The 11,195-nt window shown below is 65.5% G+C and carries 11 protein-coding genes; 6 read left to right on the top strand and 5 right to left on the bottom strand.

Features of this window, described 5'->3' with window-relative positions; genetic code table 11:
- The first annotated feature begins 14 nt into the window (after positions 1–14).
- The 3 genes from GCN74_RS01295 to GCN74_RS01285 all read left to right on the top strand — a co-directional run bounded on the left by GCN74_RS01295 (position 15) and on the right by GCN74_RS01285 (position 4,001).
- On the top strand, positions 15–743 hold the full coding sequence (locus GCN74_RS01295) for a hypothetical protein (protein WP_152254972.1): 729 nt from the start codon (positions 15–17) through the stop codon (positions 741–743).
- Positions 744–1,097 (top strand): hypothetical protein, encoded by a 354-nt coding sequence (locus tag GCN74_RS01290; RefSeq protein ID WP_193316924.1) that lies wholly within the window; start codon positions 744–746, stop codon positions 1,095–1,097.
- Positions 1,098–1,175: 78 nt separating this feature from the next.
- Positions 1,176–4,001, top strand: a complete 2,826-nt coding sequence (locus GCN74_RS01285; RefSeq protein ID WP_152254971.1) for a M16 family metallopeptidase — start codon at positions 1,176–1,178, stop codon at positions 3,999–4,001.
- Between the two features lie 6 nt (positions 4,002–4,007).
- Here the strand turns inward: GCN74_RS01285 and GCN74_RS01280 are convergent, their stop codons facing one another.
- A complete protein-coding gene (locus GCN74_RS01280) occupies positions 4,008–4,409 on the bottom strand; it encodes a DUF2809 domain-containing protein (protein ID WP_152254970.1) in 402 nt (133 codons plus the stop codon).
- A gap of 101 nt (positions 4,410–4,510) precedes the next feature.
- The gene (locus GCN74_RS01275; RefSeq protein ID WP_152254969.1) at positions 4,511–5,416 is read right to left on the bottom strand and encodes a LysR family transcriptional regulator; all 906 of its coding nucleotides are present in this window, start codon (positions 5,414–5,416) and stop codon (positions 4,511–4,513) included.
- A 99-nt stretch (positions 5,417–5,515) separates the two neighbouring features.
- On the opposite strand from GCN74_RS01275, the gene GCN74_RS01270 reads away from it, so the two are divergent.
- Positions 5,516–6,820, top strand: coding sequence for an SGNH/GDSL hydrolase family protein (locus GCN74_RS01270; protein ID WP_193316923.1), 1,305 nt, complete (start codon positions 5,516–5,518; stop codon positions 6,818–6,820).
- Here the strand turns inward: GCN74_RS01270 and cysK are convergent.
- Both cysK and GCN74_RS01260 read right to left on the bottom strand, forming a co-directional pair.
- On the bottom strand, positions 6,781–7,713 hold the full coding sequence (gene cysK / locus GCN74_RS01265) for a cysteine synthase A (protein ID WP_152254967.1): 933 nt from the start codon (positions 7,711–7,713) through the stop codon (positions 6,781–6,783). The genes GCN74_RS01270 and cysK overlap by 40 nt on opposite strands.
- A 156-nt stretch (positions 7,714–7,869) precedes the next feature.
- Positions 7,870–8,334, bottom strand: a complete 465-nt coding sequence (locus GCN74_RS01260; RefSeq protein WP_152254966.1) for an FKBP-type peptidyl-prolyl cis-trans isomerase — start codon at positions 8,332–8,334, stop codon at positions 7,870–7,872.
- A 95-nt stretch (positions 8,335–8,429) separates the two neighbouring features.
- Between GCN74_RS01260 and thpR the strand changes: the two genes are divergently transcribed.
- A complete protein-coding gene (gene thpR, locus GCN74_RS01255; RefSeq protein ID WP_193316922.1) occupies positions 8,430–8,948 on the top strand; it encodes an RNA 2',3'-cyclic phosphodiesterase in 519 nt (172 codons plus the stop codon).
- On the opposite strand, the gene GCN74_RS01250 is transcribed toward thpR, so the two are convergent.
- The gene (locus GCN74_RS01250; protein WP_226938804.1) at positions 8,945–9,802 is read right to left on the bottom strand and encodes a ThiF family adenylyltransferase; all 858 of its coding nucleotides are present in this window, start codon (positions 9,800–9,802) and stop codon (positions 8,945–8,947) included. The genes thpR and GCN74_RS01250 overlap by 4 nt on opposite strands.
- A gap of 112 nt (positions 9,803–9,914) precedes the next feature.
- On the opposite strand from GCN74_RS01250, the gene pdxH reads away from it, so the two are divergent.
- Positions 9,915–11,114 (top strand): pyridoxamine 5'-phosphate oxidase, encoded by a 1,200-nt coding sequence (gene pdxH, locus GCN74_RS01245; protein WP_152254964.1) that lies wholly within the window; start codon positions 9,915–9,917, stop codon positions 11,112–11,114.
- The last annotated feature ends 81 nt before the right edge of the window (positions 11,115–11,195 follow it).

Below are 11,195 nucleotides of genomic sequence, written 5' to 3'. Positions count from 1 at the left end.
TTGGAGTAGTCGCAATGCAAAACACGGTACATTTCATCCTGCAGGGCAAGGGCGGCATCGGCAAGACCCTGGTTTCGACCCTGCTGGCCCAATGGATAGGCGGCAAGGACGACACGCCCTTGCGCTGCTATGACACCGATCAGGAAAACGCCACTTTTTCGCGCTACAAGGCGATGCAGGTCAAGCACGTGCCCGTGATGACGGATGCGCGCAACATCGACCCGAAACGCTTCGACGCCCTGATGATCGACATCCTCGAAGCGGACGGCAACTGCGTGATCGACAATGGCGCCAATACCTTTTCGCCGCTGATGGGCTATCTGCTGGAAAACGACTGCTTCTCGCTGCTGGAAGAATCGGGCCGCAAAGTGTATATCCACACCATCGTCGGCGGCGGCGACACCCTGCACGACACGGCCACGGGCTTTGTCGCCACGGCGCAATCGACCAAGGTGCCGCTGGTACTGTGGCAAAACGAACATTTCGGCCTGCTGCAATCGGCGTCCGGCAAGCAGTTTGTCGAATCGCAGTCGTACAGCGACAACCGCGCGCGCGTGAAAGGCAGCATTACCTTGAGCCAGCGCAATCCCGACACCTTCGGCGCGGACGTCAAGAAAATGAACACGGCGCGCCTGACGATGCAGGAAGTGCTGCAGAACGACAAGTTCAACATCATGGAAAAACAGCGCATCAAGGTCGTCTACCGCGACATCTTCGAACAACTCGACAAGGTGCAATGGTAGATGGACCAGCACAAACTGCGCAGCCACGTGTTCGACAAGACGGGCATCAAGATCGACGTCGACGACCCGATATTCGCCCTGGTGGCGTTGAACGAAGCGGTGCTGGCGGAAACCGTCGAGCGCCAGTTGGCCCTGCTGGACGCCGCCACGCAAGCGCTGGCGTCGCAGGCGCGCGCGGCTGGCGGCTTGCCTGAGCTGCCGCCAGCCGCCCTGAGCAGCCCTGCCGGTAATGCGACTGCGCCAGCCGTCTGGTTTACGCCGCGCGAATGGCGCTTGCTGGGCGCGGCCGCCGTCGTCTCCATCGCCTGCGCACTGCTGGTGCTGGGCGGCGCAGCCCTGCTGTATAAACCGTAGCACCGACCGTAGCACCGTCGCGCTGCGCCAGCCACGAGCGGGCAGCAGCGTCTTCCCCACCCTAGCCTGGAAGCATGCATGAAACCGATCAAACTGCTGGCCCTCCCCGCCCTGCTGCTGTCGCTGTACGGCGCCCCCATGCGCCTGACCCACGCCGCCGATGCGGCCGCGACGGCGCCCATGGGCGCGACGGCCGTGCCCAATATTGCCTACGAAAAATACACCTTGCCGAACGGCCTCGACGTCATTCTCGTGGAAGACCATAAATTGCCCGTCACGGCCGTCAATATCTGGTACCACGTGGGTCCCGCGAATGAAGCGCCGGGGCTGACGGGCTTTGCCCACCTGTTCGAACACATGATGTTTGCCGCCACCAAGCACGTGCCGCGCGGCATGGCCGACCAGCTGCTGGAAGGGGCGGGCGCCACCGATTCGAATGGCAGCACGGATTTCGACCGCACCAATTATTTCGACACGGTGCCGTCGAACCAGCTGGAACTGGCCCTGTGGACGCATTCCGACCGCATGGGCTACCTGCTTGACGTGCTCGACCAGACGGCGCTGACGAACCAGCAGGACGTGGTGCGCAACGAGCGCCGCCAGAGCGTGGAAAACGCCCCCTACGGCATCGTGCAGGAAGCGCTGTACCACCAGCTGTTTCCCAAGACCCACCCGTATTACGCCAGCGTCATCGGTTCGCACGCGGATATCCAGAACGCGAAACTGGCCGACATCAAGGAATTCTTCAGCAAATACTACGGCCCCAACAACGCCAGCCTGGTGATTGCCGGCGACATCGACAAGGCCAAGACCAAGGAGCTGGTGAATAAATACTTCGGCAGCTTCAAGAGCGGCCCGGCCGTGCCGAAACCCGACGTCGTGACGCCGCCCATCACGCAGGAACGCCGTGTCGTGGTGCAGGACCGGGTGGAATTGCCGCGCGTCTTCATGGCCTGGCTGACGCCTTCGGCCTATGCCGGGGATGATGCGGAACTGTCGATGGCCGCGCACATCCTGGCCGGCGGCAAGTCCAGCCGCCTGTATAAATCCCTCGTGTACGACAAGCAGATCGCCCAGGACGTGGGCGCCAGCCAGGGTTCCAACGCGCTCACTTCCGTCTTCACCATCGACGCGACGGCGCGCCCCGGCCACCAGCCCGAGGAAATCGAGCAAGCCCTGCAGGCGGAGCTGGAACAGCTGCGCGCCAAGGGCCCCACCGAGAAGGAACTGGAGCGCGCGCGCAACAGCATCGAAACGAGCATGCTGAGCCAGGTGGAAAAAATGGGCGGCCACGGCGTGGCCAACTTGCTCAACGAATACAACCAGTACCTGGGCGACCCCGGCTACCTGGCCAAGGATATCGAACGCTACCGCCAGGTGACGGCGGCCGGCGTGCAGCGCGCCGTCGACACTTACCTGAAGAACCAGTCGCGCGTGGTCGTGTATGGCGTGCCCGGCACGCCGGACCTGGGCGCGGAAGTGCCGACGCCGGCGCCGGGCAAGGTCAAGCCTGCGCCAGGCACGGCCATCAATGCCGACGAGCCATGGCGCAACACGGTGCCGAAGGCCGGTCCCGCGCCGAAGATCGTGCTACCGCAAGGAAAATCGTTCACGCTGGCGAACGGCCTGACCGTGATCCACCACTACAACCCTGCCGTGCCCCTCGTTTCCAGCCAGCTGGTGATCAAAAGCGGCTCGGGCGCCAATCCGCTGGCGCAGCCGGGCTTGTCCAGCTTTACGGCGCAATTGCTGCAGGAAGGCACTGCCACGCGCAGCGCGCCGCAAATCGCCGACGACGTGGCGCAGCTGGGCGCCCTGCTCAGCACCGGCTCCGGCGCGGATGCCTCGTTTGCCCAGCTGACGTCGCTCAAATCGACCTTCCCGCAGGCGCTCGACGTGCTGGCCGACGTGGTGCTGCATCCGCAGTTCCCGCAAGAAGAGGTGGAGCGCCAGCGCGCCAGCCGCATCGGACAACTGGCCCAGCAGCGCGAGAATGCGGGCGCCGTGGCGGCCCGCGTGGAAGCGGCTGCCCTGTATGGCCCGCAGCATCCGTACGGCTACATCCAGCTGGGCACGGAAGCGGCGCTGAAGGCGGCCAGCCGCGCCGACCTGCACGGTTTCTGGCAGCAGCACTATCTGCCGAACAATGCGGCGCTGATCGTCTCGGGCGATATCCTCGAAGCGGAATTGAAGGCGCTGGCCGAAGCGAAGTTCGGCGCCTGGAAGGCGGGCACCGTGGCGCCGGCCGTGGCGGCCGCGCCGCACACGACGAAGGCCAGGCTGATCCTCGTCGACAAGCCGGGCGCGCCGCAAACGGCCGTGCGCCTGGCCAACATCGCCGTGCCGCGCGCCACGCCCGACTACGCGCCGCTGCAAGTGATGAACGCGGCGCTGGGCGGCTTGTTTACCAGCCGCCTGAACACCAACTTGCGCGAGGAAAAGGGCTATACATATGGCGTGCGCTCGCAATTCCAGTACCGTAGCCAGCCTGGTCCATTCTCGATTGCCGCCAGCGTGCGCACCGATGTAACGGGTCCGGCCGTGTCGGAAACCTTCAAGGAAATCCGCGCCATGATCGCCAAGCCCTTGAGCGGCAAGGAATTGGCGAATGCGCGCAATGCGCAGGTGCTGTCCTTGCCCGGCCAGTTCGAGACGAATGCCAGCATCAGCGCCAGCATGGCCAACGCGTATATCTACGGCCTGGGTCTCGACTACTACACCACCTTGCCGCAGCGCTTTGCCAGCGTGACGGACAAGCAGGTGCAGCAGGTGGCGAAAAAATACCTGCAGCCGGACACGCTGGTCGTCATCGGCGTGGGCGACAAGGCAAAGATCGCCCCGCAGCTGGGCAAGCTGAAACTGGCGCCCGTGGAATTGCGCGATGCGGAGGGTAACGTCAAGTAAGCGGATTCAGCGGCGCTTGAACAGCGCCGCTGCATCGACCAGCGCCGCCATCGCCACGCCCGCCGTGTAGGCGAGCAGGTCGGTCCAGCCGAAGGTGGAACCCAGCACCAGGTGCCCCAGCGGATGGGCACGCAGTTCGACCAGCCACGGCGTCCGGACCAGCTGGCCAAATTCCACGGCAAAGCAGATCAGCAAGGCCGTCAACGCCAGTTGCCACGTGCGCATGCGCGTGGCGAAGGCGCCCAGCGCAAAGACGATCATCATGGCCCACAGGGCATCGCCAGGATATTTTCCCAGCGCGGCGGGAAGGAATTGGGGATAGGCGCGCGAGGCCAGGCCCAGCGCGATGACAGCCACGGTCGCGCCCACCTGCAGCAGGCGGCGGCGTTCAGGTTTTACCAGGAACATATTTCCATTCAGAGACACGATACGGGCCGAACCATTGCGGACCGTATTTGTTGTATGCCGATATTGTACTGCGCGGCCGTGTCCGCCTGTAGCCCGTCGCATCACCCCAGGTCGACATGCTGCGCCAGGAAATCGAGAAAGACGCGCACGCGCAGCGGCACATGCCCGCCTTGCCCCACGAACACGGCATGCACGTCTTCGCTGTCGCCCGGATTGCACTCTTCCAGCAGCGCCTGCAAACGGCCGGCCGCGATATCGGCGCGCACCTGGAAGGCGGCCAGGCGTGCCAGTCCCAGTCCCGCCAGCGCCAGTTGCCGCAAGGCTTCGCCATCGCTGGCCTGCGCATTGCCCGTGACGGGCACGACGATATCGCCCTCGGGCAGGCGCAGCGGCCAGCCGGAGCGGGCGCGCGCATAATTGGCGTCGAGCAAGTTGTGCGACGCCAGCTCGGCCGCCAGCAGCGGCGTGCCGCGCCGCGCCAGGTAGGATGGCGATGCCACGATCGCCATGCGCGTCTGGCCCAGTTTGCGCGCCAGCAAGCCGGAACTTTTCAGGGGACCGGCCCGCACGGCCACGTCCGTGCGCTGCTCCAGGATATCGACCACGGCATCCGTGAGCACGATGTCGAGCGTCACGTCCGGATAGCGTTCGAGAAACAGCGGCGCCAGCGGCAGCAAAAAATGCTGGCCGAACGGCACGTTCGCATTGACGCGTATTTTGCCGCGCGGCACATCCTGTGCGCCCGCGCAGCGCTCGGCCTCGTCCAGGGCCGCCAGCACCTGCCTGCCCCGCTCGTACAGGCCGCAGCCCTCGGCCGTCAGCTGCAGCTGGCGCGTGGAACGGTTCAGCAGGCGCGCGCCCAGGCGCTCTTCCAGCCGCGAGACGAGCTTGCTGACGGCCGACGGCGTCATGCCGCAGGCGCGCGCAGCGGCGGAAAAACCTCCCAGCTCGACCACGCGCACGAATACTTCCAGCTCGCCGGAGCGGTTGACATCCAGTCTGGCCATTGTGAATTCAACTCATAAATGTTCTTCGATGAGATAGTCTAGTGCATAAATGGCTTTGCTTGCATCATGCGCACATTCCCCTTGATGAAGCGAACCGCCATGCACCGATACCCTGCCCTCCCCGCCGCCCTGCTGGCCCTGGCCCTGAACGCCGCCCCGGCGCGGGCCGCCGATACCGCTCCCACCCCGGCCTGGCTGGCCAGCTGGACGGCCAGCCCGCAAGCCGTGTGGGGCGCCGATTTCCTGTTTCCCAGCAACGTGCCGGCCGTGTTGCGCGACCAGACCGTGCGCCAGGTGGCGCGCATCAGCGTGGGCGGCCCCCGCGTGCGCATCGTGCTGTCGAATGCCTACGGCAAGGTGCCGCTGCGCATCGGCGCGGCCACCGTGGCCCTGGCGGACAGCGCATCGGCGATCCGCCCGGTCAGCCTGCGCACGCTGACCTTTGCCGGCATGCCCTCGGCCACGGCAGCGCCGGGCGCCCCCCTCGTCAGCGACCCCGTCGAACTGTCCGTGCCGGACCTGGCCCGGCTGACGGTGAGCGTCCACCTGCCGCAGCCCAGTCCGGCATCCACGTTTCACTGGGATGGCCGCGAGACGGCGTGGATCGCGCCGCGCGACCAGACGCGTGCCGCCCGCATCGATGCCGCGCAGCCCGGCGTGCAGACCACCACGGCGCGCCTGCTGCTGAGCGCCATCGAGGTCGAGGCGGCGCCGGCCGCGCAAGCCGTGGCCATCCTGGGAGACTCGATCACGGACGGCGCCAGCGCCAGCCTGGGGCAGGACACCCGCTGGCCGGATTTCCTCGCCGCCCGCCTGGCGCCGCATGGCGTGGCCGTGATCAATGCGGGCATTTCCGGCGGGAGGCTGTTGTCCGACGGCATGGGCGAGAGCGCCCTGGCCCGCTTCGAGCGCGACGTGCTGGCGCAGCCGGGCGTGCGCACGGTGGTCGTCTTGTTGGGAATCAATGACATCAGCTGGCCCGGCACGGCGTTCGCGCCACAGGAACAAAGGCCCACGCTGGAAGAATTGACAGCCGGCTACGCCCGGCTGGTCGCCCGCGCCCGCAGCCGCGGCGTGCGCGTGGTCGGCGCCACCCTGACGCCGTTCGCGGGCGCCCTGCCCGGCACGCCCCTGGACGACTATTACCAGCCTGATAAAGATGCGCTGCGCCAGCAATTGAACGCGTGGATACGCGCCAGCGGCACTTTCGACGCCGTGCTCGACTTCGACGCGTGGACGCGCGACCCTGAGCATCCGCTGCGCCTGCTGCCCGCCTACGATTCGGGCGACCGCCTGCACCCGGGCGATGCGGGCAACCGGGCGCTGGCGGAAAAGATAGACCTGTCGCTACTGTTTGATCAGGATCAGTCGCCCAGGCCCGCGTACAGGGCCGTGCTCAAGTAGCGCTCGCCAAACGACGGAATGATGGTGACGATGGTCTTGCCCGCATTTTCCGGACGGCGCGCCACTTGCAGGGCAGCCCACAGGGCGGCGCCCGACGAGATGCCGACCAGCAAGCCTTCGTCGCTGGCGGCCAGGCGCGCCGTGGCGAAGGCATCGTCGTTCTTCACGCAGATGATCTCGTCGTAGATGGTCGTGTTCAGGATCTGCGGCACGAAGCCGGCGCCGATGCCCTGGATCGGGTGCGGTCCTTTCGTGCCCTTCGACAACATCGGCGACGCTTCCGGTTCCACGGCAATCACTTGCAGGCCAGGCTTGCGCTCCTTGAGCACTTCGCCGATGCCCGTGATCGTGCCGCCCGTGCCCACGCCGGCCACGACGATGTCCACTTGCCCATCCGTATCGCGCCAGATTTCCTCTGCCGTCGTGGCGCGGTGGATGGCGGGATTGGCGGGATTATTGAATTGCTGCAGCATCAGATAGCGCGAGTCGGCCGCCACCAGCTCCTCTGCCTTGCGGATGGCGCCCAGCATGCCTTCGCTGCCGGGCGTGAGCACCAGTTCGGCGCCATAGGCGCGCAGCAGGATGCGCCGCTCGCGGCTCATGGTGTCGGGCATGACGAGGGTGCAGCGGTAGCCGCGCGCGGCGCACACCATGGCCAGCGCGATGCCCGTGTTGCCGCTGGTGGGTTCGACGATGACGGTGTCGGGATGGATCTTGCCTGCCGCTTCGGCGGCAACGATCATGGACAGGCCGATACGGTCCTTGACGCTGTGCGCGGGATTGTAGAATTCGAGTTTGGCCAGGATGGTGGCCACGCTGCCGGCGGCGATGCGGTTGATGCGCACCAGAGGGGTGTTGCCGATCAGTTCAGTGACGTCGTTGGCGATGTTCATGGGTGTGGTCTCCACAGCAATTACAGAAGAACCCAGTCTACCGCGTTTCAAGACACTCAACAAAAAGTTCATGGCGTTGTTGCCATGCCTTGCCTGAACATTTTGCTACCTGCAGATGGCGGCGGCGCAAACATGCGCCGCCGCCGAACGGAAGAATTACTTAACGTCCAGCAATTCCACGTCGAAGATCAGTGCCGAGTTCGGCGGAATGTCGCCATTGCCGGCGCCGCGCGGGCCGTAGGCCAGTTCGCCAGGAATGATCAGGGTGCGCTTGCCGCCCACTTTCATGCCGGCCACGCCCTGGTCCCAGCCCTTGATGACCATGCCCTTGCCGAGCGGGAAATCAAACGGGCCGCGGCCCACGGAGCTGTCGAACTTCTTGCCGCGCGAATCTTTCGCCAGGGGACGGTACAGCCAGCCCGTGTAGTGCACGGTGACGTTGCTGCCGACGGACGCTTCCTTGCCCGTGCCGACCTTGTTGTCGATCAGAATCAATTTATCGGCGGCAGGGCCAGGGCTCAGCGATACGGCGGAGGCGGGAACAGGCGCTGGCGCCTGTGCCTGCGCCAGCGACGCGGCGACGGAGCAGATCAGGGCAAACAAAACGGAGCTACGCGTCATGATGTATTCTTTCAGTGAGTTTCGGTGAGATCCCTGCGCCAGCGAACCGGCAGGGAACGCCAATAATAGCAAACCGCCGCAACGATATGAAAAACTTGTCGCCCGATACACACACTCCCCGCCTGTTTTACGCCCTGTGGCCCGACGACGCCACGCGCGCAGCGCTGGCGGCCTGGCAGGCGCAATTGCAAGGCCAGCCCGTGCGCGCGGAGAAACTGCACCTGACCCTGGCTTTCCTGGGACAGCGCCCGGCCAGCGACTTGCCGGCCCTGCTCGCTATCCTGGCGCAGATGCCGGCGCGCGCCATGCCCCTGCTGTTCGATCACGCCAGCCACTTCACGAAGCTGGCGCTGGCCTGGGCCGCCCTGGCGCAGCCATCGCCAGCCCTGCTGGACTTGCGCGCGGCCTGCATGCGCGCCCTGGCGCAACAGGCGCTGGCGCCCCGCTTCGAGCACGACCGTTTCACGCCGCACGTGACCCTGGCGCGCCAGGCGCCGCCGCCGGCCGGCCAGGACTTCGCGCCCATCGCCTGGCAGGCAAGCGAACTGGTACTGGTGGAATCGCTGAAAAGCAGCGGCGACTACCGCATCCTGGCCAGCCGGCAACTGGCTTAGGCGACGTCCGGCACTGGTGCTGGCGCTGCGGCAAGCTGGTCCTGGCGCAAGCTTTTCAGCGCGTGCGCGGCCGCCACCATGCCGAAGCTGGCCGTCACCACCACGCTGGAGCCGAAGCCGGCGCAGTTCAGGCCCGTCACGCCGGCGGGCGCGCTGCCGTCGATGGCGCACGCTTCGGCGCTCTCGGGCGTGCTCAACGGTTCCATGGAAAACACGGCGTCGACATTGAATTTGTTTTTCACGCCACGGGGGAAACCATATTCAGTGCGCAACAGTTTTCGTACCCGCTTGAGCAGCGGTTCCTGTTCCGTCTTCGACAGGTCGCGCACGGCGATCAGGGTCGGGTCCGTCTGCCCGCCCGCGCTGCCGATGGTCAGCATGGGCACATTGCGCGCGCGGCAATACGCGATCGCGGCGGCCTTGGCCTTGGCATTGTCGATGGCGTCGACCAGGTAGTCGAAATCGCGCCCGCCCAGCAATTGTTCCAGGTTCTCGGGGGTAATGAAATCCTCGATCTGCGTGACCTGGCAAAACGGGTTGATCAGTTCGATGCGTTCGGCCAGCGCCGTGATCTTGGCCTTGCCGATGGTGTCGCTCATGGCCTGGATCTGGCGGTTGATGTTCGATTCCGCAACATTGTCGAGGTCGATCAAGGTCAGGCGGCCGATGGCGCTGCGCGCCAGCGCTTCGACGATCCAGGAACCGACGCCGCCCACGCCGATCACACACACATGGGCTGCCCGGAAGCGTGCCAGCGCGGGCGCGCCGTACAGGCGGGCAATGCCGCCGAAACGCCGTTCAAAATCGATCTCGGTCAAGTCCATGGAAATTAGTTCATTGGTGGAGGTATGCATGGCGCCATTTTAACGGACACTGCGCTGGCGGATATTCTAAAATAGCCGGATTGACACAGCGACAAGCCACATTGTCGCCGCGCCCCCACACCGCCCACCACGAGAACTCGCCATGACCTCTCCCCTGTTCGACTCCGTTCCCGGCTTTGACCAGCCCATCGCCGTGCTCAAGCATTGCCACGACAAGATCCGCAAGCAGCTGACGACCCTGCAAAACCTGCTGGGCCATCTGGCACAGCACGGCAACACGGCGGACGCACAGCAGGCAGCCAGGGCGGTGTTGCAATATTTCAATAAAGCCGCCCATCTGCACCATGACGATGAAGAGCAGGACTTGATGCCCATGCTGCAAGCCACCGCCACGGGCGACGATGCGGCCCTGCTGGCCACCCTGGTGCCGGAGATCCTGGCCGACCACCAGCGCATGGACCAGGCCTGGCTGACGCTGCGCCCGGAACTGGACGCCATCGCCGCCGGCACGGACACGCAGCTGTCCGCCGACGGCGTGCGCGACTATGTCGCCGCCTACCAGGCCCACATGGCCAAGGAAGAGGGCCAGCTGGCGCCCATGGCCAGGCGCCTGTTCAGCGCGCAGCAGATGGCGCAGCTGGGCACGGCCATGCAGCGCCGCCGCGGCATCGCACCCGATGCGGCCGAAGCGCCGGACCCGGCCGCCAGGCTGGCCGCCATGCGCACCGATTACGTGCAATCCAGCCTGAGCGAGACGGACGTGCTGGCCGATCCCGTCGCCCAGTTCCAGAAATGGTTCGCCGAAGCCGTCAAGGCCCAGGTCGTCGAGCCGAACGCCATGGACCTGGCGACCGTCAGCCCCGACGGCAAGCCCAGCTCGCGCATCGTGCTGGTCAAGCAGTTCGACGAACGGGGTTTCACCTGGTACACGAATTACAACAGCGACAAGGGCCAGCAGCTGGAGCACAACCCGCACGCGGCCCTGCTGTTCTTCTGGCGCGAGCTGGAGCGGCAGGTGCGCATCGAAGGCACGGTAGTGAAAACCACGGCGGCCGAGAGCGACGAGTATTTCAATGTGCGCCCCCTGCAAAGCCGTTTGTCGGCGATTGCCTCGCAGCAAAGTACACCGATCGCCAGCCGGGTCGCGCTGGAAAGCAATTACGAGGCCGTGGCCGCCGCCATCGGCGACGCCCAGCCGCCCCGCCCCGCCCATTGGGGCGGCTACCGTCTGCAGCCGGAACGCATCGAATTCTGGCAAGGCCGCCGCTCGCGCTTCCACGACCGCATCGTGTTTACGCGCGGTGCTGACGGACAATGGAGCATGCAGCGCTTGCAACCGTAAGCACGCCTTGAGGGCGGCGCAAAGCAAGCTGTTCAATATAGGTGTAGGCTATGAGGGTAGAAGTTACTAAATAACATTGTT

Source organism: Janthinobacterium sp. FT14W, from assembly GCF_009208755.1.
GTDB lineage: Bacteria > Pseudomonadota > Gammaproteobacteria > Burkholderiales > Burkholderiaceae_D > Janthinobacterium > Janthinobacterium violaceinigrum.
Note: the sequence above shows the minus strand (reverse complement) of the source record. Positions and strands in the feature narration are given on the sequence as shown.

What these genes read in the sequence shown, in the direction of transcription:
- GCN74_RS01270 (WP_193316923.1), top strand. Translation starts at nt 5,516, where the DNA reads ATGCACCGATACCCTGCCCTCCCCGCCGCCCTGCTGGCCCTGGCCCTG.
- GCN74_RS01285 (WP_152254971.1), top strand. Translation starts at nt 1,176, where the DNA reads ATGAAACCGATCAAACTGCTGGCCCTCCCCGCCCTGCTGCTGTCGCTG.
- GCN74_RS01275 (WP_152254969.1), bottom strand. Translation starts at nt 5,416, where the DNA reads ATGGCCAGACTGGATGTCAACCGCTCCGGCGAGCTGGAAGTATTCGTG.
- cysK (WP_152254967.1), bottom strand. Translation starts at nt 7,713, where the DNA reads ATGAACATCGCCAACGACGTCACTGAACTGATCGGCAACACCCCTCTG.
- GCN74_RS01250 (WP_226938804.1), bottom strand. Translation starts at nt 9,802, where the DNA reads ATGCATACCTCCACCAATGAACTAATTTCCATGGACTTGACCGAGATC.
- GCN74_RS01295 (WP_152254972.1), top strand. Translation starts at nt 15, where the DNA reads ATGCAAAACACGGTACATTTCATCCTGCAGGGCAAGGGCGGCATCGGC.
- pdxH (WP_152254964.1), top strand. Translation starts at nt 9,915, where the DNA reads ATGACCTCTCCCCTGTTCGACTCCGTTCCCGGCTTTGACCAGCCCATC.
- GCN74_RS01280 (WP_152254970.1), bottom strand. Translation starts at nt 4,409, where the DNA reads ATGTTCCTGGTAAAACCTGAACGCCGCCGCCTGCTGCAGGTGGGCGCG.
- GCN74_RS01290 (WP_193316924.1), top strand. Translation starts at nt 744, where the DNA reads ATGGACCAGCACAAACTGCGCAGCCACGTGTTCGACAAGACGGGCATC.
- GCN74_RS01260 (WP_152254966.1), bottom strand. Translation starts at nt 8,334, where the DNA reads ATGACGCGTAGCTCCGTTTTGTTTGCCCTGATCTGCTCCGTCGCCGCG.